This window comes from Thermogladius sp., from assembly GCF_049970955.1.
In the GTDB taxonomy this organism is placed as follows: Archaea; Thermoproteota; Thermoprotei_A; order Sulfolobales; family Desulfurococcaceae; genus Thermogladius.
Genome location: NZ_JBMFLY010000001.1, coordinates 72,823 through 93,074 on the forward strand (window position 1 = coordinate 72,823; position 20,252 = coordinate 93,074).

30 protein-coding genes and 1 tRNA gene are annotated in these 20,252 nt (G+C 52.7%); 29 read left to right on the top strand and 2 right to left on the bottom strand.

Going from position 1 to position 20,252, the window contains the following annotated elements; genetic code table 11:
• Positions 1 to 31: 31 nt before the first annotated feature.
• Positions 32 to 721 carry a 16S rRNA methyltransferase gene (locus ACP5VX_RS00450; protein WP_428723931.1) on the bottom strand — a complete coding sequence of 230 codons (690 nt, stop codon included), beginning with the start codon at positions 719 to 721 and terminating at the stop codon, positions 32 to 34.
• A 101-nt stretch (positions 722 to 822) separates the two neighbouring features.
• On the opposite strand from ACP5VX_RS00450, the gene ACP5VX_RS00455 reads away from it, so the two are divergent.
• The 18 genes from ACP5VX_RS00455 (at position 823) to ACP5VX_RS00540 (ending at position 11,329) form a co-directional block, all read left to right on the top strand.
• Entirely contained in the window at positions 823 to 1,155 is a 333-nt protein-coding gene (locus tag ACP5VX_RS00455) for a ribonuclease P protein component 4 (RefSeq protein WP_428724018.1), read from the top strand.
• The gene (locus tag ACP5VX_RS00460; RefSeq protein WP_428724019.1) at positions 1,086 to 1,397 is read left to right on the top strand and encodes a YhbY family RNA-binding protein; all 312 of its coding nucleotides are present in this window, start codon (positions 1,086 to 1,088) and stop codon (positions 1,395 to 1,397) included. The genes ACP5VX_RS00455 and ACP5VX_RS00460 overlap by 70 nt, the downstream gene beginning before the upstream one ends.
• A 60-nt stretch (positions 1,398 to 1,457) precedes the next feature.
• A complete protein-coding gene (locus tag ACP5VX_RS00465) occupies positions 1,458 to 1,925 on the top strand; it encodes a 30S ribosomal protein S19e (RefSeq protein ID WP_428723932.1) in 468 nt (155 codons plus the stop codon).
• 50 nt (positions 1,926 to 1,975) lie between these two features.
• The gene (locus tag ACP5VX_RS00470; RefSeq protein ID WP_428723933.1) at positions 1,976 to 2,305 is read left to right on the top strand and encodes a DNA-binding protein; all 330 of its coding nucleotides are present in this window, start codon (positions 1,976 to 1,978) and stop codon (positions 2,303 to 2,305) included.
• Positions 2,306 to 2,307: 2 nt separating this feature from the next.
• On the top strand, positions 2,308 to 2,463 hold the full coding sequence (locus ACP5VX_RS00475; protein ID WP_014737053.1) for a 50S ribosomal protein L39e: 156 nt from the start codon (positions 2,308 to 2,310) through the stop codon (positions 2,461 to 2,463).
• Between the two features lie 14 nt (positions 2,464 to 2,477).
• A complete protein-coding gene (locus tag ACP5VX_RS00480) occupies positions 2,478 to 2,771 on the top strand; it encodes a 50S ribosomal protein L31e (protein ID WP_428723934.1) in 294 nt (97 codons plus the stop codon).
• 23 nt (positions 2,772 to 2,794) lie between these two features.
• On the top strand, positions 2,795 to 3,472 hold the full coding sequence (locus tag ACP5VX_RS00485) for a translation initiation factor IF-6 (protein ID WP_428723935.1): 678 nt from the start codon (positions 2,795 to 2,797) through the stop codon (positions 3,470 to 3,472).
• The gene (gene rpl18a, locus ACP5VX_RS00490) at positions 3,472 to 3,735 is read left to right on the top strand and encodes a 50S ribosomal protein L18Ae (RefSeq protein ID WP_428723936.1); all 264 of its coding nucleotides are present in this window, start codon (positions 3,472 to 3,474) and stop codon (positions 3,733 to 3,735) included. Before ACP5VX_RS00485 ends, rpl18a begins: the two co-directional genes overlap by 1 nt.
• Positions 3,732 to 4,217, top strand: a complete 486-nt coding sequence (pfdA, locus tag ACP5VX_RS00495) for a prefoldin subunit alpha (RefSeq protein WP_428723937.1) — start codon at positions 3,732 to 3,734, stop codon at positions 4,215 to 4,217. The genes rpl18a and pfdA overlap by 4 nt, the downstream gene beginning before the upstream one ends.
• Before the next feature lie 23 nt (positions 4,218 to 4,240).
• Complete coding sequence (ftsY, locus tag ACP5VX_RS00500; RefSeq protein WP_428723938.1) at positions 4,241 to 5,125, top strand: signal recognition particle-docking protein FtsY; 885 nt, start codon at positions 4,241 to 4,243, stop codon at positions 5,123 to 5,125.
• Positions 5,126 to 5,130: 5 nt separating this feature from the next.
• On the top strand, positions 5,131 to 5,322 hold the full coding sequence (locus ACP5VX_RS00505; RefSeq protein WP_428723939.1) for a protein translocase SEC61 complex subunit gamma: 192 nt from the start codon (positions 5,131 to 5,133) through the stop codon (positions 5,320 to 5,322).
• Positions 5,323 to 5,326: 4 nt separating this feature from the next.
• On the top strand, positions 5,327 to 5,800 hold the full coding sequence (locus ACP5VX_RS00510; RefSeq protein WP_428723940.1) for a transcription elongation factor Spt5: 474 nt from the start codon (positions 5,327 to 5,329) through the stop codon (positions 5,798 to 5,800).
• Positions 5,801 to 5,802: 2 nt separating this feature from the next.
• Positions 5,803 to 6,315, top strand: a complete 513-nt coding sequence (locus ACP5VX_RS00515; RefSeq protein ID WP_428723941.1) for a 50S ribosomal protein L11 — start codon at positions 5,803 to 5,805, stop codon at positions 6,313 to 6,315.
• Positions 6,315 to 6,959, top strand: a complete 645-nt coding sequence (locus ACP5VX_RS00520; protein WP_428723942.1) for a 50S ribosomal protein L1 — start codon at positions 6,315 to 6,317, stop codon at positions 6,957 to 6,959. The genes ACP5VX_RS00515 and ACP5VX_RS00520 overlap by 1 nt, the downstream gene beginning before the upstream one ends.
• A 1-nt stretch (position 6,960) precedes the next feature.
• Positions 6,961 to 7,986 (top strand): 50S ribosomal protein L10, encoded by a 1,026-nt coding sequence (locus ACP5VX_RS00525; RefSeq protein ID WP_428723943.1) that lies wholly within the window; start codon positions 6,961 to 6,963, stop codon positions 7,984 to 7,986.
• Positions 7,987 to 8,072: 86 nt separating this feature from the next.
• Positions 8,073 to 8,402: a 50S ribosomal protein P1 gene (rpl12p, locus tag ACP5VX_RS00530; RefSeq protein ID WP_428724020.1), complete on the top strand. Its 330-nt coding sequence runs from the start codon at positions 8,073 to 8,075 to the stop codon at positions 8,400 to 8,402.
• 88 nt (positions 8,403 to 8,490) lie between these two features.
• Positions 8,491 to 11,196, top strand: a complete 2,706-nt coding sequence (alaS, locus tag ACP5VX_RS00535; protein WP_428723944.1) for an alanine--tRNA ligase — start codon at positions 8,491 to 8,493, stop codon at positions 11,194 to 11,196.
• 58 nt (positions 11,197 to 11,254) lie between these two features.
• Positions 11,255 to 11,329 (top strand) — tRNA-Arg (locus tag ACP5VX_RS00540).
• 109 nt (positions 11,330 to 11,438) lie between these two features.
• Here ACP5VX_RS00540 and ACP5VX_RS00545 read toward each other — a convergent pair.
• Positions 11,439 to 12,716: a tRNA (N(6)-L-threonylcarbamoyladenosine(37)-C(2))-methylthiotransferase gene (locus ACP5VX_RS00545; RefSeq protein WP_428723945.1), complete on the bottom strand. Its 1,278-nt coding sequence runs from the start codon at positions 12,714 to 12,716 to the stop codon at positions 11,439 to 11,441.
• Positions 12,717 to 12,792: 76 nt separating this feature from the next.
• Here ACP5VX_RS00545 and ACP5VX_RS00550 point away from each other — a divergent pair, with 76 nt between their 5' ends.
• From ACP5VX_RS00550 to ACP5VX_RS00600, 11 genes are all read left to right on the top strand, one after another.
• Positions 12,793 to 13,224: a translation initiation factor IF-2 subunit beta gene (locus tag ACP5VX_RS00550; protein ID WP_428723946.1), complete on the top strand. Its 432-nt coding sequence runs from the start codon at positions 12,793 to 12,795 to the stop codon at positions 13,222 to 13,224.
• On the top strand, positions 13,221 to 13,544 hold the full coding sequence (locus ACP5VX_RS00555) for a DUF424 domain-containing protein (protein ID WP_428723947.1): 324 nt from the start codon (positions 13,221 to 13,223) through the stop codon (positions 13,542 to 13,544). Before ACP5VX_RS00550 ends, ACP5VX_RS00555 begins: the two co-directional genes overlap by 4 nt.
• A 9-nt stretch (positions 13,545 to 13,553) precedes the next feature.
• On the top strand, positions 13,554 to 14,618 hold the full coding sequence (locus tag ACP5VX_RS00560; protein ID WP_428723948.1) for an NMD3-related protein: 1,065 nt from the start codon (positions 13,554 to 13,556) through the stop codon (positions 14,616 to 14,618).
• Between the two features lies 1 nt (position 14,619).
• Entirely contained in the window at positions 14,620 to 14,958 is a 339-nt protein-coding gene (locus ACP5VX_RS00565; protein WP_428724021.1) for a translation initiation factor aIF-1A, read from the top strand.
• A complete protein-coding gene (locus ACP5VX_RS00570) occupies positions 14,955 to 15,737 on the top strand; it encodes a serine protein kinase RIO (RefSeq protein WP_428723949.1) in 783 nt (260 codons plus the stop codon). The genes ACP5VX_RS00565 and ACP5VX_RS00570 overlap by 4 nt, the downstream gene beginning before the upstream one ends.
• Positions 15,710 to 16,318 carry a KH domain-containing protein gene (locus ACP5VX_RS00575; RefSeq protein ID WP_428723950.1) on the top strand — a complete coding sequence of 203 codons (609 nt, stop codon included), beginning with the start codon at positions 15,710 to 15,712 and terminating at the stop codon, positions 16,316 to 16,318. The genes ACP5VX_RS00570 and ACP5VX_RS00575 overlap by 28 nt, the downstream gene beginning before the upstream one ends.
• 238 nt (positions 16,319 to 16,556) lie before the next feature.
• Entirely contained in the window at positions 16,557 to 17,642 is a 1,086-nt protein-coding gene (locus tag ACP5VX_RS00580; protein ID WP_428723951.1) for a hypothetical protein, read from the top strand.
• Positions 17,620 to 17,883: a hypothetical protein gene (locus tag ACP5VX_RS00585; RefSeq protein WP_428723952.1), complete on the top strand. Its 264-nt coding sequence runs from the start codon at positions 17,620 to 17,622 to the stop codon at positions 17,881 to 17,883. The genes ACP5VX_RS00580 and ACP5VX_RS00585 overlap by 23 nt, the downstream gene beginning before the upstream one ends.
• A gap of 57 nt (positions 17,884 to 17,940) precedes the next feature.
• A complete protein-coding gene (locus ACP5VX_RS00590; RefSeq protein ID WP_428723953.1) occupies positions 17,941 to 18,579 on the top strand; it encodes a 30S ribosomal protein S3ae in 639 nt (212 codons plus the stop codon).
• A 54-nt stretch (positions 18,580 to 18,633) separates the two neighbouring features.
• Entirely contained in the window at positions 18,634 to 19,908 is a 1,275-nt protein-coding gene (gene glmU, locus ACP5VX_RS00595; protein ID WP_428724022.1) for a bifunctional sugar-1-phosphate nucleotidylyltransferase/acetyltransferase, read from the top strand.
• Positions 19,898 to 20,242: a DUF2095 family protein gene (locus ACP5VX_RS00600; protein ID WP_428723954.1), complete on the top strand. Its 345-nt coding sequence runs from the start codon at positions 19,898 to 19,900 to the stop codon at positions 20,240 to 20,242. The genes glmU and ACP5VX_RS00600 overlap by 11 nt, the downstream gene beginning before the upstream one ends.
• Positions 20,243 to 20,252 lie beyond the last annotated feature (10 nt).

The following is a 20,252-nucleotide window of genomic DNA, read 5'->3' on the forward strand; positions in this document are numbered from 1 at the left end:
ATTTGATCTAGATCCGATAATAATTGTTTAGTTAAGGGCTTAATAAACCTAGCTTTACCTCAAATGCTGTGATCAGGCGCGATGCCACGATCCATGTCGGCAACGACTCTTTGTAGACGGAATATTTCACTGTAGCGATCTGAAGTGTTTTTTCATCGAAGTCTCCGTGCTGGAACCCACCTATACCTATGGCGTAGTTGTTCTCGAGGGCCTCCGTTACTATTGTGCTAAGCCCTTTGGGCTCGCCCCTCTCCCAGAGTAGTAAGACGCCTTTTAAGCCGTTTCTACGAGCGAAGTCCTCTAGGCCGTAGTCTTCTACCTTGATCAGGGGCTCGCCCTTCCCAGGAGGCACCCGACCCTCGGATAAAAGTTGCTCCATCAGTCCCACAAACCTGTTGTAGTTGCGGGGTAGTCTCACGCCCGCCTTGAAAGATATAATAAGCCCCTGGTATGTGTGGACGAACACGTTGACTAGACCACTCCTGCCAGCCGGCCCGTCGAGGATCTGCAGAAGGGTCGTGTGGACTATGTCCGGGCGGCCCCTCTTAACCCAGTCTCTGAGTTTCCTGGCGGCGTGATAGTGGATAGAGATGTCGAGCAGTATTTTAGACGGGTCCTTACCCCGCCTCCTCGCGTTTTTAATAACGGGTGGCTCGTGCCTAATCTCTGGTGGTACGAGCTCAAGCCCGGACTCTAGGAGTATTATGGTCAGCGGCCCCACACTCTCCACCTTGTCGTATGAGATCGCGGGAGGTGGTTTATTTAGCACGCTCTTCAGCAAGAGTCTAAGATAGGGTTAGTGGAGGAACGGCTTTGAGGGACGTGCTCAGGGACATAGCGAAGGAGAGAATGACCATACTCTACGACATGGCGTTAAAAGCAGTTAGGAGAGGCGACAAGGACTTAGCGAGAAGGTACATCGAGCTAGTGGTAGACATCGCTGGTAAGAGCCGGACTAGGCCGCCCAAGAGTATCAGAAGAGGGTACTGCAGGAGGTGCTACATACCTTTAATACCCGGGTTAACAGCAAGGTATAGGATAGTTAGCGAGGGTAGGGGCTCAAGGCTGGTTGTCACATGCCTAGAGTGCGGTTGGAGAAGGAGGTTCATGATAAAGTCAAGGAGGAGATCAGGAAGAGGCTCGAAGGCAAGGTAGATGTACAGCTAGGTAAGAGGGGTATTACAGAGGGTTTTGTAAAGGAAGTTAAGACAAGGCTGAGTAAGAGGGGCGTGGTGAAGGTACGCGTGCTCAAGTCTTATCTAAGGACGAGTGGGGCCGATGTGGAGGAGATAGCTAGAGAGATCGCCTCGAGAACCGGCGGTGTCGTTAGAGACGTTAGAGGGCACACGTTTATCATTGTTAAGAAGCGTGGCGCTGACTCGGCAGCTGTCTATTAACATTTAAAACACCTTAACGATTTTAAACTACATCTAGCTTGCTTAAGGGAGTGCTTTAGGATGGTCAACGCGCTAGAAGTCCCAGCAGACAGGCTAATAAAAAGACTGGCCGCGTACTTGAAAGAGAACGTGCCCGAGGTCAAGCCACCGAGTTGGCACTTGTTTGTTAAAACCGGCTGCTTCAAGGAGAGGCCGCCTTCGGACCCTGACTGGTGGTACGTTAGGGCTGCGAGTATACTCAGAAAGATGTACAAGGCAGGCGGGCCGGTCGGGCTGAGCGAGCTGAGAGTCGTCTACGGCGGTAGGCAAAGGAGAGGTGTCAGACCCCCTCACTTTAGGAGGGCTGGCGGGAGCATAATCAGGAAGATCCTCCAGCAGCTCGAGCAGGCGCAGCTGGTGAGGAGGACCCGTAAAGGTAGGGTGCTCACCCCGCAGGCTGTAGCGATAATTGATAGGGTGGCGCTCGAGGTAGCGAGGGAGTACGCTAGGGAGAACCCCGAGTACGCCAAGTACCTAGCTACCACCTAAGCCTTAAGAGGATCAAAAGCAGTTTTAGACAACTAGGTGGGTGCTTCGCCGTGGCGGCAGGCTACGAAGACGAGGAGTTAGAGGAGATCAAGAGGAGGAAGCTCGCCGAGCTGCAAAGAAAGATGGAGGAGGAGAGGCAGCGCAGGGCGCAGATCGAGGCGGCGCTCCGTCAGATCTTGACGCCCGAGGCTAGAGAGAGGCTGGCAAACCTGAGGCTCGTTAAACCGGAGCTGGCACAGGCCCTCGAGGAGCAGCTGATTAACTTGGCTAGGAGCGGGAGAGTTAAAATACCCATCACTGATGACTTTCTCAAGAGACTACTCGCAGAGATATACGAACAGACCCATAGGGAAACAAAGATTGAGATAAGGAGGAAGTAAGTATGGCCCGCTTCAAACCCCTGGCCAGGAAGCTCAGGTTAGCGGCCGCCCTTAAGAGTAATAGACCCATACCTATCTGGGTCACGCTCAAGACTAACAGGAGGGTCAGGAGGGCCTTTAGGCTGAGACACTGGCGTAGGAGCAAGCTGAAGCTGTGAGAGGGGTGGTATAGTTGAGCGAGGCACAGGTCAAGAGGTCCGTCCACGTGATACCGCTCTCCCGAGTTTACTTCGGTAGGAGAATGAACAGAGCCGACAGGGCTGTCAGGCTCGTAAGAAAGTATGTTGCGAGGCACTATAAACAGGCTGAGAAGATAGTTATCGACCCGCTAGTGAACAAGTTCATTTGGTCGCGGGGCAGGGAGAAGCCCCCTAGAAGAGTAGTGGTCGAGATAAGGTACGACCCCGAGGAGAAGACAGCGAAGGTGCTACTAGCTAGAAGTCCTCGCAAGACAAAGACCGCTTGAATCTCTACTAGGTGTTTCAATTAATGGAGATCGTGAAGCTGAGCGTTTATGGCAATTCGAACATAGGGGTTTACATTTTCGTAAACAACGAGATCGCGCTTGTACCGCCGGGCTTACCCCGCGACGACCTGGAGATGATCAGCGAGATACTGGGCGTTAACGTTTTCGAGTTCAGAGTAGCCGGCAGTCCTCTGAACGGAGTTTTCGTGGCGGGGAACGATAACGGGATCTTGCTCCCCCATTTTGTCCACAGCTCGGAGCTGGACTGGCTGAAGAAGGAGGTCTCTAGGTACGGTCTCGAAGTGAGAGTCCTCAAGTCCCGTGTCACGGCGCTGGGGAACGCGATACTCCTCAACAACAAGGCGGGCATCGCTTCCCCAGATTTCTCAGAGGAAGACGTGAAAGAGATGGTAGAAGTGCTGCGTATCAACGTAGTGAGGAGGAGCTTGATGAACCTCCCCATACCCGGTAGCTTGGGCGTCGTGAACGACTTTGGAGGCATAGTTCACCCCGACCTACCCGAGGACGAAATAAGTCTCATAAAGCAAGTTCTGGGAGTCACAGTTGAGAAAGCTACAGTCAACGCTGGAGTTCCGTTTATAAAGAGCGGATTAATTGCTAATAATAGGGGCGTTATAGTAGGGGGCATCACGACTGGCCCCGAGATACTGAGGATAAAGAGGGGTTTCGGTGGTGGCTGATGGGAGAGGTGAAGATCTACAGGGTTGTGGGTAGAATGCTCATCAGCCACGACAGGTACCCCACGTGGCAGAAGTTCACAAAGGAGGTTAGGGCCTTGACAAGAGAGCAAGCCCTAGAGAAAGTCTACTCCTTGCTAGGGAGCAACCACAAGCTTAGGAGGAAACACATAGTTGTCGAGAAGATAGAGGAGATACCGCCCGAGGAGGCTACGGACCCGCACGTGCGGGAGCTTCTGAGGGTCGAGAGGCTGGTAGTTAAATGAGCAAGAAGCCGGATGAAGAGGGCAGGGTTGTAACCCTAGAGGAACTAGTCGCGAGAGCTGAGGAGTTAAAGGAGTACGCCGGCGCGCTACAGTCGGCATTAAACACATACCTGACACAGTACGCAGAGCTACAGCTGGTTCTAGACACTCTTAGAAACCTGCCACAAGGGGAGACCCAGATATACGTCCTCTTAAATAGGCTCGGCTCTGCTATGGTGCCGGCTGTAGTAAAAGACGGTTGGGACAAAAATGTAATAGTGAACTTAGGCCTAAACTACTATGCTAAGGCGAGCAGGGACCAGGGCATCAGCCTGCTGGAGAAGAGACTGCAGGCGGTGAAGAGGATCGTTGACAAACTGCAGAGGGACTACAAGTCTGTAGTGGAAGAGTACTCCTACATCCAGCAAATCCTCAGCCAGGTATTTGCCCAATTACAGTCTAGGCAAGCAGGTTCTACCGGCGGGGGAAGCGGTAGTAGGTAATAGAGGACCCGCAGGGTGTTTTCTTGTTTCGTAGGCTCAAGAGCGCCTTCTCAAACTTCGTCGAGAGAGTCGCGTCGATAGCGTTCTCAAAGGATAAGCTGTTAAGCGAGCTAGAGGAGCTGAAGCTGGAGCTATTGTCGAACGACGTCGCTCTGGAAGTAGCGGAGGACATATCAAGCAAGCTCAACAAGGCGATAGAGGAAAACGTGGTTAAATCCAGAGAAAAACTCGTAGAGTACTTGAGGGAGACTATACTAGGCTACTTCCGCGAAGCGGGTAGCATAGAGTTCGACAAGGCCGTTAGAAGCGAGAGGCCTTTCAAAATAGTCTTTCTAGGCGTAAACGGTGTCGGCAAAACCACCACTATAGCCAAGATAGCCTACTACCTTAAAGAGAAGGGTCTCAAGCCCTTGATGGTGGCCGCGGACACCTTTAGGGCCGGAGCTCAAGAACAGCTGAAAATACATGGGGACAGGATAGGAGTCCCGGTCTTTACGGGCAGGTATGGGGTAAGCCCCGCCTCGGTGGCGTATGATAGCATAGCCTACGCGAAGAGCAGAGGCTTCGACGTAGTGCTTATCGACACAGCTGGTAGAATGCACACAGACGTAGACTTAGTTGAGGAGTTAAGGAAGGTAGTGAAGGTCGTTAAGCCGCACATGAAAATACTCGTAGTAGACGCCTTAACAGGTAACGACGCTATAGAACAGGCGCGGTTCTTCAATGAGAAGGTAGGCGTAGACGCTGTTGTGATAGCCAAAGTAGATGCCTACGAGCAGGGAGGCGTCCCTGTGAGCATAGTCTACGCGATCAAGAAGCCAATCCTGTTTATTGGCGTCGGCCAGGACTACAAAGATTTAAAACTGTTTGACCCAATTGAGTACCTGGAAAGAATTTTACCCGCTTAGAAAGGGTGTCCGTGTTGGACTTGCGGGAGATGGTCGACCAGTGGAGGAAAATTTTCACGCTCGCCTCTAAACCCGAGAAAGACGATTTCATGACCACGCTCAAGCTGAGTTTACTCGGTATGTCCATCGTAGGGGGTATCGCGTTTATCATAAGAGTGATCTTCTACGCCTTCCTCTTCCCACAGATAGCGGGGTAGCAGTATGTCTTCTGAGGAGGCTAAGATATATGCGGTAAGGACCACCGTAGGGCGGGAGCTGGACGTAGTCCTAATCCTGGAAAGGAGGATAAAGGAGCTGGCCGAAAGGGGCGAGGACGTCGGCATAGCCAGCCTGATAATACCGCCGGGTGTGCGAGGTTACATTTTCATCGAGGCGACAAAGCCCACGGGCATATACAAGGTCATATCCGAGGTAAAGCACTTGAAGAGCTCGTCTCTCATACTGGTCTCCAAGGAGGAGATAGAGAGGCTCATCAAGCCAAAGCCGGTAGTGGAGTCCATCAAAGTCGGCGACATAGTAGAGATCGTGAGAGGGCCGTTCAAGGGCATGAGGGCTCAGGTCACCAACGTGGATAAGAATAAAAACATGCTTACGGTTAGCATTTTAGAAGCGAGTCACGCGATACCTATAACTATCTCAGGTGAGTACGTGAAGCCTGTTAAGAAGGGTGATTAGTTGTGGGTAAGAAAGTCATTAGGGTTATGGTTGAGGGCGGGAAAGCCAACCCTGGCCCGCCGCTGGGTCCAACCCTGTCCTCTCTCAAGTTGAACGTGCAGGAGGTTGTGAGGGCGATCAACGAAGCAACTAAGGAATTCGCAGGGCTTAGCGTTCCCGTCGAGATTCATGTAGACACGTCGACTAAGAAGTACGAGATCAAAGTAGGCGTGCCTACCACGACAGCACTGCTATTGAAGGAAGCGGGGGCTAGCCAGTTCACAGGTGACCCGGCTCACCAGAAGATAGGCGATCTAAAGATGGAGCAGGTCATCAAAGTGGCCATCTTGAAGAAGAATAAGCTGACCGCTAAGACCCTCCGGGCTGCGGTCAAGACCATTCTCGGTACGGCTAGGTCGATAGGTCTGACCGTGGAGGGTAAGGACCCCAAGGAGGTGCAGAAGCTTGTTGACCAAGGTTTTTACGACGAGTTATTAAAGAAGTTTGAGAGCGAGTGGGAGAAAGAGGTGTCTTGATGCCTATAACCAAAGAGATGCTTGCCCAAGCTTTGGAAAAGGCAGTAGCGCACAAGCACGCTAACTTCAGGGAGTCTGTGGAGCTGGTCATAGTACTGAGAGACGTGAATGTGAAGGAGCTTGGCGGCAAAGTGAGAGAAACGGTGTTCCTACCTAAGGGGAGGGGCAAAGAACGTAAAGTGTGTGTTGTAGCTGACGGCGAGATGGCGGAGAAGGCTAGGCAGGCAGGGGCTCACATGGTCCTGACGCCAGCCGACCTCCAGGGTATGACAAAAAAGAACGCGAAGAAGATCGCGGACACGTGTGACTGGGTTCTAGTCAAGACGGATCTTATGGCTGTTGTAGGTAGGACTCTCGGACCGGCTCTCGGCCCCAGAGGGAAGGCACCAGTACCTGTCCCGCCAGGCTCTGACATGTCAGCCTTGGTGAACAGGTTTAAGAACGCTGTGTTAGCCAGGCTAAAGGATCAGCCGCAAATAATGACTTCTATAGGCACTGTTGACATGAAACCCGAGGACTTAGCCGAGAACGCTCTTGCCGTGATCTCGGCTGTGGAAGCGAAGCTTCCACAGGGCGCAGCCAATATCGACAAGGTTATAGTCAAGACTACGATGGGGATACCCGTAGAGGTTAGGGGTGTCTAGCGTGCCGGCCCTCGCGCAGAAGAGGGAGGTTCCTGAGTGGAAAGTCAAGCAAGTAAAGGAGCTAGCAGACGAGATCAGGAGGCACAAAACGATCCTTATAGCGGACCTCACAGGCTTCCCTACGAACAAGCTTCAGGAGCTGAGAAAGAAGATAGGCAAGGTAGCATTTATCAAGGTCGTAAAGCCAAAGCTACTAGCCATCTCGCTAAGAGAAGCCGGGATAGACCCAGAGAAGACGGGTTTGTCGAAGTACTTGACCGGCCAAATCGCCGTCCTATTATCGGACATCAACTCGTTTGAGCTTAACAGCCTTCTCGAGAAACACAAGTCGTACACGTACTACAAGCCCGGCGACGTCGCGTCGAGCGAGATCGTTATACCGGAGGGGGACACAGGCATACCTCCAGGGCCTATGTTGAGCGTATTCGGGAGGCTTAAAATACCGACAAAAGTGGTTGGGAACTCCATTCAAGTAGCCAAAGACACCGTCGTGGCTAAACCAGGCGACCGGATATCACCTGAGCTAGCAAGCCTACTCCAGAAACTCGACCTCCCCTTGAAGGAGGTCAAGCTGAGAGTCAAGGTAGCTTACGACGGCGGCGTCCTCATCCCCGGCGAGAAGCTCACGTTGAACATCGACGAGTACGTAGAACTCCTGAAGGTCGCGGCTCTAGACTACTTGAAGATAGGTGTCGAGATAGCGTGGCCGGAGCCCGACATACTAAGGCTAACCCTGGTGAAGGCCCACAGACAGGCGCTAGGCCTAGCAGTAGAGGCAGCCTTCGTGACCCCTGACACCGTAGAGCACATTATCAGGGTGGCTGAGAGTAGGGCCCTGGCGCTAGCAGCGGCCGTGTCGGAGAAGGCACCGGAACTAGGGCTCAAGGTCAGCGTGGTTCAGCAGCCATCTCAGCCTCAGCAGCCTGCTGCTGAGAAGAAGGAGGAAGAGAAGAAAGAGGAGGAGAAGCAGGAGACGATCAGCGAAGAGCAGCTGGCTGAGGGGCTCGGAGCACTCTTCGGGATGTAGCCTAACTGGTTCGCGATAGTTTTAAAACCCTCGCATTAATTTAAAAAGCCCTGAAACAATCTACAATGCGTGTAGAGGTGGTGCCTATAGAGTACATCTATGCTTCCCTACTACTCTATAGAGCCGGGAAGGAGATAAATGAGGAAAACGTCAAGAAGGTCTTGGAGGCAGCTGGTGTGGCCGTAGACGAGGTAAGGGTTAAGTCCCTCGTCGCGGCGCTTAAGACGATCGATATAGGCAAGGTCCTGGAGCAGGCACTGGCAGCGCCTGTCGCGGCGGCCCCAGTAGCTCAGCCGGCCCAGCCTCAGCAGCCTGCTGCTGAGAAGAAGGAGGAAGAGAAGAAAGAGGAGGAGAAGCAGGAGACGATCAGCGAAGAGCAGCTGGCTGAGGGGCTCGGAGCACTCTTCGGGATGTAGGCGCTCTAGTTTTACTCCCACGAAGCGGCAGAAGTATTTTAATATAACAGCGGGTTTCTATACTCTTTGAAGCCTAGTGGGGATATTCTTGTCTACAAGCGGCATAGACCTAGGGTACTTGAGAAAGTACGGGTACGAGAAGTACAGGTGCGTCAAGTGCGAAGGAGTAATGTGGAGTACGAGGCCTCGGGAGACGTGCCCCGACAGACCGTGCTCCAAGTACGAGTTCCTCTACAAGGACTATAAGAACCTGAGACCTCTGTCCCTCCGAGAGGTTAGAAGCAGGTTCATCGACTTCCTCGTAAGGAGAGGTCACGGGGTCGTCGACCCCTACCCTGTTATAGCAAAGTGGCGCGACGACCTCTACTTGACGATCGCGTCAATAATAGTCTTCCAGCCGCACGTGACCGACGGTCTCGTCGACCCACCGTACAACCCCCTCGTTATAGTTCAGCCGTCGATTAGGCTGACAGACATAGACAACGTCGGGCTGACTTTCGGTAGGCACATGACAAGTTTCGAAATGGGGGGCATGCACGCCTTTAACAAGCCCGGTAAGTTTGTTTACTGGGTTGAGGGCGTCCTCGACAACACAATAGACTTCTTCACAAAGGAGATAGGGCTGAGCCTAGACGACATAGTCTTCAAAGAGTCTTGGTGGGAGGGAGGGGGCAACGCTGGTCCGGCCCCCGAAGTGCTGGTCGACGGTTTAGAAGTGGCTACGCTCGTATTCATGAAGTATAAGGACGCAGGTGGTAGGTGGGTAGAAAACCCCGTACTAGTCGTCGACTGCGGGTATGGCATCGAGAGGATCACGTGGCTTTCCCAGAGGACCCCGACCGGCTTCCACGCAGTGTACGGTAGCCTGGTAGGCAAGTTCAAAGACCTCCTCGGGGTCGAGGAGCCTCCCAGTGATGTCCTGAAGAAGATCGTGTACGAGACTAGCGACAAGGAGATATCCTCTGTGAGCGAGCTCCTAGACCTCGCTACCAAATTGGGCTTCGGCGAGTACGCCAAAGACTTGGAGAGGAGCGTCTACACGTACTCTATACTCGACCACACGAGGACGCTAGCCCTAATGCTCGCGGACGGTATAGTCCCATCGAACACGGGGGAAGGCTACTTAGCGAGACTAGTGGCTAGAAGGCTTGTCAGGAATGTACTACTCACTGGCGTGGAGCTTAGTAGAGTAAGAGACGTTGTACTGGAGCTAATCAACGCCCAGATAAACTACTGGATCGGGGACTACGTATTCGGCAAGTTGGCTAGTAGAAGAGACTACATCCTGGAAGTGGTGCAGGCGGAGGTAGGCAAGTTTGTTAACACGTTAGTCGAGAGCGAGAGCCTGGTTAGGAGAATCGTATCCAGGAAGAAGCAGCTTAGCTTAGAAGACCTGATCTCAATATACGACTCCTACGGTGTACCCCCGGAGATAGTCGTCGAGAAAGCCAGGTCACTGGGCATTAACGTCCAGTTACCGCCAGATTTCTACTCCGTCGTGGCAGCGAGGCACTCTGCGCCGCCAAGGCTAGCGAAGCAGGTCGAGAAGCAGGAGGAGTTCGAGTGGGTGAGTAGCCTGTGGGAGACGGTGCCGGAGTTCCACATCGACCCGTACAAGAAGAGCACGGAGGCCAGAGTGCTAGGCGTTAAAGGCAAGCTAGTGGTCTTGGACAGAACAGTGATCTATCCGAGGTCAGGTGGGCAGGACTACGACATGGGTATCGTGAGGTCTGGCGAAGAAGTCTACAGGGTTGTCGAGGCCTACAAGTTCGGGAATGTCATAGTCCACGTGCTAGACCGCGAGCCCTCTCTTAGACCCGGTGACGTCGTAGTAGTCGAGGTAGACTGGGGTAGGAGGTATAGGCTTATGAGACATCACACAGCAACTCACATAGTTCTCGCCGCTGCCAGGAAGGTACTGGGAGAACACGTTTGGCAAGCCGGCGCCGAGAAGACCGTCGAGAAGGCTAGGCTGGACATAACCCACTACAAGCCTCTGACAAAAGAGGATATCGAGGCCATAGAGAAAGAAGCCAATAGAATAGTCGACTTAAGGATCGACCTAAACGTCAACACCTTGAGTAGGTTCGACGCGGAGAAGAAGTACGGGATCAGGCTGTACCAGGGCGGCTCAGTCTACTCGAGCAACATAAGAGTCGTCGAGATACCGGGTTTCGACGCTCAAGCGTGTTACGGGACGCACGTCAAGAACACGGCCGAGGTCGGCGGGATAAAGATAATTAACGTGGACAGGATACAGGAGGGCGTTGTCAGGCTGGAGTTCGTATCGGCAACTAGGATACCTGAGGTCATGAGAGACTTCATGGAAGAAGAGCGGAAGGCCCTAAGCATCCTAGGCGGGGACAACTTAGTCGCGGCCGCCGAGAGAACAGTGAGCGAGCTCAAGGAAAAGACCTCGCTCTTGGGTAAGTACAGGAGTTTCCTCAAGGAAATCCTCCTCGAGAGGAGCGCTGTGAGAACGAGTTGCGGGTTCGAGTACTACTTCGTCCCCATACCGATAGAAGACGAGGCGCTTAGGAAGGAACTCGTTGAAGAGGCCGCCTTGAAGAGGAGGGCAATGGTTGTCGTCTTAATGGGCGACCTACTCGAGGTAGCGGTAGACCCTAATAAGGCGAGGGAGAGTGGTTTGGACCTCACAAAAGTGGTAAAGGAGCTCGGTCAGTACGGTAAAGGCGGGGGTAAACCAGACCACGTGATAATCAAACTATTCAAGCCCACAGACCCCGGTCTCATCAACAACGTCATTGAGAGGGCTATTTGCTCCAGTAAATAGCCTCGAAGGCATCGCGCTCATTCTTTTAAACTGGTTTAACTCATAGAAGCATAAAGGCGGGCCCGTCGCCTAGCCAGGATAGGGCGCCGGCCTTCTAAGCCGGAGGCCCGGGGTTCGAATCCCCGCGGGCCCGCTTGAGCAGGGTATTTCTCCTCAAGGACGAATCCCTGTAGTGAGGATACTATGCCCACTTCTAGGCGGTGCTTGAGAATACACACGTGAAAGCCGTTGGACAAGGTTGTCTAGTTTATAACGTAACCGCGTAGGTCGAAGAAAGTGGCTTCGCTAATCGCTACCTTTACCCACCTACCGTAGTCTAGATCCTCCCCCGATCTCAGGACGACCGGTATGTAGTTCTCGAGCCTACACACCCAGCCTTTGTGCTTTTCTGTGGTGAAGCAGTTCTGGACCGTGTTGACATACCTCTGTTTGTCTTCAAGACCTACCGACTCTATTACCCTCAGGGCTTGGAGTACACGTGTTTTCTTAGTCTGAGTTGGGATCTGGGGTAGAGACGAGGCTAAAGTCCTAGGTCTTATACTGTAAGCCGCTAGGTGCACTCTCTCGAACCTCAGCTTCTTGATGACTTCTATCGTGGCCTGGAAGTCCTCGTCTGTCTCGTGCGGGAAGCCGACGAGTATGTCGGTGGCGATGCTTATGCCCGGGATCTTACTCTTCAGCTCCTCGACGTAATCGATGTACTCTTCAACGGTGTAGTTCCTCCCCATAAGCTTTAGTATCCTGTTACTGCCCGATTGGAGGGGTATATGGAGGAACTTGTAGACTTTCCTATGCTTTAGGGCTTCGACGAGGTCGTCTAGGATGTAGCTCAAGTGTTCAGGGTTGAGCATGCCGACTCTTATCATGAAGTTCCCCTCGACCTCAGCCACGGACTCGATCAACTCCGGCAATTTCCGTGTCTTGTATAGGTCGATGCCGTATGTGCCGAGGTCCATGCCGGTGAGTTCTATCTCTACGGCACCAAGCCTGACGGCCTCTTCAGCAGCCCTCCTGACGCTCTCGATGGGGTGGCTTACGAGCACCCTCCTAGCGTGTTTCACGATGCAGAAAGTGCAGTTGCCCAGGCAACCCTCTTGTGCGGGTATTGGAGCTACTCTACCCATCAAGAAGACTCCTATAGCCCCCCTGCTCCTGAGCCCTGTCAGCAAGACGACTCTAGAGTCGGACTCGACCGCGAGGTGTATCTTGTCGGCGTTCTGGGGCGAGACGATACTGGCGTCGGGCGCCAGCTTAGCAACCTTGTAGGGCTGGGCCTTGGCGAGGCAGCCCGCGACCACCAGCTTTTTACCGCCTTCTTTAGCTAGTCTGTACAGCTCGGCGATCCTCCTCGCCATCCTATACTCGGTATCGAGCCTTACGGTACACGTGTTGATCACTAGGACATCAGCGCTGGTGGGGTCGTCTACTATGCTATGCCCTCTATCGGTGAGAACCCTCTTCATTAACGCCTCGTCACTCTTGTTCAAAGCGCATCCATAGGTCTCGATGTATACTCTCATCTGGTCTTCCTCAACGTTATTTTGAATGAGAGTTATTAAAGCCCTATTAACCATTAAATCTAGGAGCGTGGTTTCGATGTCAAAACGTGTTAGGGACTACGCCTACGAGGAACTACTCGAGAGAGCCTACAGTAGGCTACCGCAGAGGACTAGTAGCGGCGAGGTCTTCGAGGTGCCTAAGGCGGAAGTTACAGTTGTCGGCGGTAAGACGATAATAACGAACTTCAGGAAAATAGCCGATGTTCTAGCACGCGACGAGTCTCTCCTCCAGCACTACTACATCAAGGAGCTGGGTGTGCCGGCCGTGATCAACGAGGCGGGCCAGCTGGTGTTGCAGGGCAAGTTCAATGCTATAGTGATTAACAAGTTCCTAGACATGTTCGTGAAGAAGTACGTTAGATGCCCGACCTGTGGTAGCTATCACACCAAGCTGATAAGGAAGGGCAAGGTCTTTGTTCTTAAGTGTGAGGCGTGCGGCGCCGAGACGACGCTGGAGGCGTTCAAATGAGCGATCGCGAAGTCGCGGTGAGAGTGTACGTCAAGACCTACAACACGGAGAGTGGGCTTTTTGTAGCGGCGTGCGACGAAGACGTTTTAGGGCTTAGGCTCGTAGACGAGTCACGGGGTATCAACTTCTACGTGGACCCGTCCTTCTTTAAAGGAGAGGTCTTGGACGTTGATAAAGCCGTGAAAGTTCTAAGGAAGGCTAGTATGGCGAACATCGTGGGCAACGGTATCGTGGGGCGAGCTGTAAGTGAGGGCCTCGTCAGAGAGGACACCGTGCTCGTCGTGAACGGCGTTAAAGTGGCTATGTTCATAACCTTGTAGGCGTCCTAGGTGCGGTGGGTCATAGTGAGGTACTGCCTTAATTGTGGTAGAGAGGTCCCTGACGAAGACTACGTCAACGGCTACTGCATAGACTGCTTCAGGAAGATTGGGAACCCCTTTACTAAACAAGTCTCGCTGGAGCTAAAGGTCTGTAGCAGATGCGGCTCAATATTCTATAAAGGTGAGTGGCACCAGGATAGCATGGAGAACGTGGTCAGGAGGTACCTCCTCGACAACCAGGCCAAGTACATGATATCCTCGGCTGAGCTGATCTCGGTGGAGCCCTCGGGCGAGCCTAGGGAGTCTGCTAAAGGGGTTTACGTCCAGAACTGGTTATTTGGGATAGTCCTTAACAAGAGGCATTTCGCGCAGTTCAACCAGGACGTCAGGATTACCGTTTCAAGAACCATATGCCCGCGGTGTTTGGCCCGAGCCAGCAGGAAAATCTCGGCTGTAGTACAAGTCAGAGGAGTTAATGCTCAAGCTCACAGAGGCTTGGTTGAGGAGATCATCAGGTCGAACCCGGGTTATAGCGAGTACTTGGTGGACGTGGAAGACGCCCCGAACGGGTTTGACATAAGGTTCGTTGACCAGCTTCCTGCTCGGAGGCTAGCATACGAGCTGGCCAGGTTGTTAGGGGGTCATGTGAAAGAAACCTTCAAGTCGACCAGGTACGACTCGCGGAAAGGTGTTTGGCAGGGTATACACACGTTCTCGGTTAGGCTTCCCGATATTACAGAGGGCTCTATAGTCAAGTACGGCGGCGAGCTGTGGGTGGTGAAGAAGCTCGACGTAAGAGGGGTCCAGTTAGAAGCGGTTTCCTCGGCTAGGAGAACTACTGTACCGTTGTCGGAGTACTGGAGTGGGCGTCTCCTCGTCGTCGAGAACTACTACGTTAAGGGGGTGTACGAGGTAGTCGCCGTGGACAAGTCGATGGTCTATTTGCTGAACCGCGACTCGGGAGAGGTGAAGGAGTTCCTGCTGTCAAACATACCGTTTCAGGTAAAGCAGGGTGATTACGTTAAAATACTTGTTATAGATGATAAAGAGTATGTCTTGAAGTATGGTCAATAGGGTGATTATACTGTCGAAGAAATCAGTTGGGGAACCGAGCAGTAAAGAACCACCTGTTCCCAGCGAGGGGACTATAATTTGCGGTGTCATCAAACACCTCGGTGGCGACTACGTGCTGGCTAAGTGCATGGACGGGGTTGACAGGAAGCTACGTATACCGGGGAAAATGAGGAGGCGCGTGTGGATTAGTGAGGGAGACATAGTGCTCGCGGGCGTATGGGACTTCTCTCCTGAAAAAGGCGAGGTATTGTACAAGTATGGTAGGAGCGAGCTGGAGAAGCTGATGGAGAAGGGCATTGTGACAAAGGAGTTCATCGACGCGATCAGTGAACTTATATGACTGGGGGTTATGAGAAGCGAATTAAGGACGACGATTTATTCGAGACCGTAGAAGAGGTTTTTGACACGAGAACCGTTCTGAACGTCGTAGAGTTAATGAGGAGGAAGGTCATCAAGAGGCTGGCTGGTACTATAAGCGCTGGTAAAGAATCGAGGGTATACTTGGGCTACACCTATGACGATAAACCTGTGGCCGTGAAGATCTACCTGACGAGTAGTGCCGAGTTCAAGAAGGGGATGTGGAAGTACATAGCGGGCGACCCCAGGTTCGCAGGCTTCTCGCCGCGTAATACGCGTGAACTCGTCTACGCCTGGGCTAGGAAAGAGTTCAGGAACTTGGCGAGGCTCTACGAGGCGGGCGTTAGGGTTCCAAGGCCTATTAGCGTCTACAACAACGTGCTCGTAATGGAGTTCATAGGCGAGGACGGCTTGAGGTACCCGTTGCTGGTCGAGGCGTATAAAGACCTAGAGTTGGAGGAGCTCGAGAAGGTATATGGTAGAGTCTTGGAGGAGCTCGAGAAAATGGTCTGCAGGGCTAGGCTTGTCCACGGCGACTTGTCGGAGTTCAACATCATGGTGACTCCCGACGCGGACGTGGTCATAATAGACGTTAGCCAAGCACTCGACATCGGCCATCCCAACGCGCTTGAACTCCTAAAGAGAGACGTAGAGAGGGTAGAGAGCTTCTTCAAGGACGAGGTAGGGCTTAATAGCGTTAAAGACATTAATAGTATCCTCGAGGTACTACTCAAATGTCTGGAGAAGAGAAAGGTAGAATGATCATAGGGGTCACGAAACTCTACGAGAAAATCCCCTTAGAGAGAGTTGGGGTCCTAATAGGTAACGAGGGGAAGGTTAAGAGAGAGATCGAGGAGAAGACGAGGACCAGGATAACCGTGGACTCGACCAGCGGTATGGTCATAATTGAGCCAGCATTCCCTTCAACAACGACATTCGAGCTGATGAAGGCTAGGGAGATCGTCAGAGCGATCGCCAGCGGTTTCTCACCCGACAGAGCCATGACGCTCCTGGGGGAAGACCAGGTCTTGATAATTATCGAGCTCAAGCAGTACGTAGGAGATAAGCCTAACCATATACAGAGGATCCTAGGAAGGGTGATCGGGGAAGGGGGTAAAGCGAGGAGGGTTCTAGAGGAGATGACCGGTACGTTCATCTCGGTGTACGACAACAACATAGCGATCATAGGTGACTATGAGTCGGCCCAGGTTGCGAGGACAGCGGTAGAGATGCTTATCGAGGGTAGGAGGCACAGTACGGTCTATTCATACATTGAGAGGGAGATGGAAAAGCTGAAGAGAAGGAGAATGAGGGAGCTGTGGAGACCTAAAGAAGCTGGGTGAGGGTCGAACCTCAGTAGCGGGCCTCGTCAGCACGTTCTTTCTACGCTTAAACCCGGATTCCCTCTTCATCGGCGTGGCGTCATCTTCTTAAATTAGGTCTCGCGGGATATAAACTTGAGGTGCAGGCTAGGGTTACGCAAGCGGTCAATTAACGGTGTACACGTTTTCGGCTGGATAGTCTGGAGGGGTTTGCTTGAGCTCTATTGAGCAGGTGTTTTCGAAGAGTTTTATAAGGGTAGTGCCCCGCATAGACCTCGACTCTATCCTAGCAGCTAGTACTATGCTCCACAACTTGCCCGAGCGCGGCGTCGATGTCGCCGTTAGCTTCGACACTTCGAGCGTATTGGAAGCGAAAGAGGAGGTCGCCCTTCTAGGCTTGCCGCAGCCCAAGGGGGCTAAGGCTATCGTCATAGGCAAGCACCCGAACTCTACGTTGACAGGGTCTGTCGTCTACGAGATGGAGAGGAAGTTCGGTGTCCATGCCTGGGACAAGGTCTTATCCATCGCGGCCGGCGTTTACGAGGGCGTGGATGTCGGGAGGGAGGGCCCTAAAGGGGTCGAGAAATCGATTCTCAACGAGCTCTTAACCAAGGGCTTGATAGAGCAAGAACTGGGCTTCAGGCTATGGGGGTACAAGAGAGTGAGTATACTCAAGGCGTTGACAAGAACGATAATCCCTCCCCTGCCCGGCTTGACTGGTAGAGAGGATGTCGTAATGAAGATGCTGGGGGAGCTAAAGTTGCAACCTACAGTGAGGGCCTCCGAGACCGGGATTGAGCAGGACCCAAACCTACTGAGGAAGTTCATCCTGTTGCTGGAGTCGAATATCGTGGGCGACAAAGCTCTTAAAGAGAAAATAGAGCGTAGGCTGGTTGGTTACGTTTACACGACGACAATAAATGGGACTCTAGTCGACCTAGTCGAGTTGCTGGGGGCTTTCATGGTGTACCTGAGTCTCGCAAAGGGGGCGCCCTACCAACTACTCGAGGTGACGCTCCACCAGAGACTCGCCTACGACTTCCTCAACGTATACGAGGACGCAATCGATATGGTAGCCAGGGCTATTTCCGCCCCCCTAGCCAGTCCCGGTAGAGTTGTTGAGATGCCCGAGCCGTTGACTAGGCCTGAACTGCTCGTGGAGGCGCTGAGGTTCATCTACCCGGTCGAGTCCAAGAAGCCGATTATTGTCAGAAGGGACGGGGAGTTGGTGACGACCGTCGGTGAGCTCTTGAGAGTCGGCTACCCGGTGGAGGAGGTGTACAATAGCTGCGGTCCCGACCAGCTGTGTAGGGTAAGAGAGGATGGAAGTCTCGTTAAGGCTTAGTATCGAGCTAGACGCTAGGGAGGCAAGGTCTGTATACGTCTCGCTTAAGCCTGACAACGAGTACCCCGGTCGCGACCTGTACATAGAGGACCGCGTAGTGGAGAGGGACGGTAGGGGGGTTTACATTCTTGAGGTTAAATGCCGAAGTAAGGAGACGTGCTTAAACACGGTTAAGGGGACAATAGACGAAGTGCTCGCGCTAGTGAGCGTAGTGGTCAAAATTGGGGACTTATTGCACTGAAAGCTTAAAAGTTAGTAAACTAATCTGCTTTATAACCCGAAGAGAAGGGATGCTTACATGGCTGCCAGAAAGGGAGTGATCAAGGACAAGTGGAAGTTGAAGAAGTGGTACAACATAGTGGCACCCCAATCGTTCGGGGGCGTTGTTCTGGCTACCACGCCGGCCGATGATCCGATGAAGCTGATCGGTAGGACTGTTGAGACTACACTATACGATCTAACGGGCGACATATCACAGGTTCACGTGAAGCTGTACTTCCAGGTAGTCGACGTTCAAGGCGACCAGGCCATTACCAGGTTTAAGGGCCACGAGCTGGCTAGGGACTACATGAGAAGCCTCATAAGGAGGAAGAGCAGCAAGATACAGGGAATTTTTGACGTTACGACAAAGGACGGCTATGTTCTCAGACTAACGATCGTCACCTTGACAAGCTTTAGGTGTAAAACCAGCCAGAAGAAGGCGATCAGGAGGATTATGAGGGACTACATCTACGAGAAAGCGTCGAGCCTAACGCTGGACGAGCTGATCAACGAGATACTGGGAGGCAAAGTCTCCGCCGACATAGCCGAGAGGGCTAGGAAGATATACCCGGTTAGAAGAGTAGAGGTTTACAAGAGCAAGCTCCTAATGGTACCCGGCCCCACCGGCCCTCAGCCGGCCAAGGTTGTCTCACCGATACAGAAGGGTGCCGTGTAAGACTTTTTACGAGTAGGCTACATATAGTGCTCACAGTGGTTTATTTTGAAAGCGGTGATCCTAGCAGCGGGTAAAGGGGAGAGACTGAGACCGATCACCGAGACTAGGCCTAAGCCTCTGATACCAATACTGTGTAAGCCGCTCCTCGCGTGGCAACTCGAATGGATCGAGAGATTGGGAGGTCTAGTCGACGAAGTAATAATCGTAGTAGGCGACATGAAAGACAAGGTAATAGAGTTTCTATCGAGGACGGCGGCAAACAAAAAAATAAGGACAGTGGAACAGGAGCAACAACTTGGCACGGCCCACGCCGTCTTGAGGGCCTTGGAAGGAGTCGAGGAGGAAGAGGACGTTCTCATCGTGTACGGGGACGTGTTTTTGAGTAAACCGGAGTTGCTACTTGAGGTAGCCAAGCGAGATGGCAATGTGATACTGGGCGCGGAGGTAGACGACCCCAGCCAATACGGGGTGCTACTAACAAAAGGCGAAGACTTGCTAGATAAAATCTTAGAGAAGCCCAAGGAACCCCTCTCTAAAGTGGTCAACGCTGGGGTGTACAAGCTTAGGGTGGGTGATATACTCTCGAATAGGGACATACAGTTGAGCCCGCGTGGAGAGCTAGAGTTCACAGACATAGTCAACAAAATAGCGAGCGTAAGCGATGTGAGGGTTGTTACAGCGCCGAGAGGGAGCTGGATTGACATAGGGTTGCCGTGGCATGTCATCGAGGCAAATAAGACCGCCCTCAGCCTCCTGAGAGGACAAAACATAAAGGGAGTTGTAGAGCAACCCGTCGTGATACATGGTGATGTCTACGTAGGCGAGGAGAGCCAGATAAAGGCGTTCACCTACATCGAGGGGCCGGTTTACGTAGGCAGAAGAGTAAGGGTAGGCCCCTCCGCTAGGCTTAGACCATACAGCGTGATATGCGATGGCTCAGTGATAGGGTTCTCCGTGGAAGTGAAAGAGAGCGTTATATTCGAGAACGTTCACGCGAATCACCTGGCCTACATCGGGGATAGCGTTGTGTGCGAGGGAGTGAACCTAGGGGCAGGGACGGTCACGGCTAACTTGAGGTTCGACGAAAAAACCGTTAAGATGAGGATTAAGGACAAGGTTGTCGACTCCGGCAGGAAAAAACTTGGCAGCGTGATTGGGGGCTACGCGAAGACTGGCGTAAACGTCTCGTTGATGCCGGGGGTGAAGGTGGGGTCCTTTTCTTGGATATATCCAGGAGTTGTGGTTACGAGCGATGTGCCGCAGAAAACGATTTTAAAGCCCGAGACTAAGGCAAGAGTTGATGTGATGAAGTTTGAGAATGAGCACTGACGAATTCAGAAGAAAGTACCCGAACCTCGCGAAAGAAATACTGGACGGACAATATGAGGGTATCAAGCTGACCGTAGACCAGGGGTTCTCCGATCCATGGCATGGGTATCTACCCAACGTCTACGACTACTTGAGGAGGTGCAAGAGCGAGAGCGAGGCGATAGAGGTTATAGAGTACCTGGTGAGGCGCGGCGAGATACCCCTAGAGGAAGGCGAGGAACTGAAACGGGCAGTCCGGGAGCACGGGTTGGCATACTTCGGTGAGAGGAAGTCTCCCGATTACTACTACAAGGCGGCTCAACGCTACTGGAAGTCCTTAAGGAAGAACAGGTGACTGCGCCATA

Bases quoted from the DNA above. Each gene is read 5' to 3' on its own strand.
- ACP5VX_RS00465 (WP_428723932.1), top strand. From the start codon at position 1,458: ATGGTCAACGCGCTAGAAGTCCCAGCAGACAGGCTAATAAAAAGACTG.
- ACP5VX_RS00485 (WP_428723935.1), top strand. From the start codon at position 2,795: ATGGAGATCGTGAAGCTGAGCGTTTATGGCAATTCGAACATAGGGGTT.
- pfdA (WP_428723937.1), top strand. From the start codon at position 3,732: ATGAGCAAGAAGCCGGATGAAGAGGGCAGGGTTGTAACCCTAGAGGAA.
- ACP5VX_RS00520 (WP_428723942.1), top strand. From the start codon at position 6,315: ATGCCTATAACCAAAGAGATGCTTGCCCAAGCTTTGGAAAAGGCAGTA.
- ACP5VX_RS00585 (WP_428723952.1), top strand. From the start codon at position 17,620: ATGGAAGTCTCGTTAAGGCTTAGTATCGAGCTAGACGCTAGGGAGGCA.
- ACP5VX_RS00475 (WP_014737053.1), top strand. From the start codon at position 2,308: ATGGCCCGCTTCAAACCCCTGGCCAGGAAGCTCAGGTTAGCGGCCGCC.
- ACP5VX_RS00600 (WP_428723954.1), top strand. From the start codon at position 19,898: ATGAGCACTGACGAATTCAGAAGAAAGTACCCGAACCTCGCGAAAGAA.
- ACP5VX_RS00555 (WP_428723947.1), top strand. From the start codon at position 13,221: ATGAGCGATCGCGAAGTCGCGGTGAGAGTGTACGTCAAGACCTACAAC.
- ACP5VX_RS00575 (WP_428723950.1), top strand. From the start codon at position 15,710: ATGTCTGGAGAAGAGAAAGGTAGAATGATCATAGGGGTCACGAAACTC.
- rpl18a (WP_428723936.1), top strand. From the start codon at position 3,472: ATGGGAGAGGTGAAGATCTACAGGGTTGTGGGTAGAATGCTCATCAGC.
- ACP5VX_RS00510 (WP_428723940.1), top strand. From the start codon at position 5,327: ATGTCTTCTGAGGAGGCTAAGATATATGCGGTAAGGACCACCGTAGGG.
- ACP5VX_RS00550 (WP_428723946.1), top strand. From the start codon at position 12,793: ATGTCAAAACGTGTTAGGGACTACGCCTACGAGGAACTACTCGAGAGA.
- ACP5VX_RS00590 (WP_428723953.1), top strand. From the start codon at position 17,941: ATGGCTGCCAGAAAGGGAGTGATCAAGGACAAGTGGAAGTTGAAGAAG.
- ACP5VX_RS00570 (WP_428723949.1), top strand. From the start codon at position 14,955: ATGACTGGGGGTTATGAGAAGCGAATTAAGGACGACGATTTATTCGAG.
- ACP5VX_RS00545 (WP_428723945.1), bottom strand. From the start codon at position 12,716: ATGAGAGTATACATCGAGACCTATGGATGCGCTTTGAACAAGAGTGAC.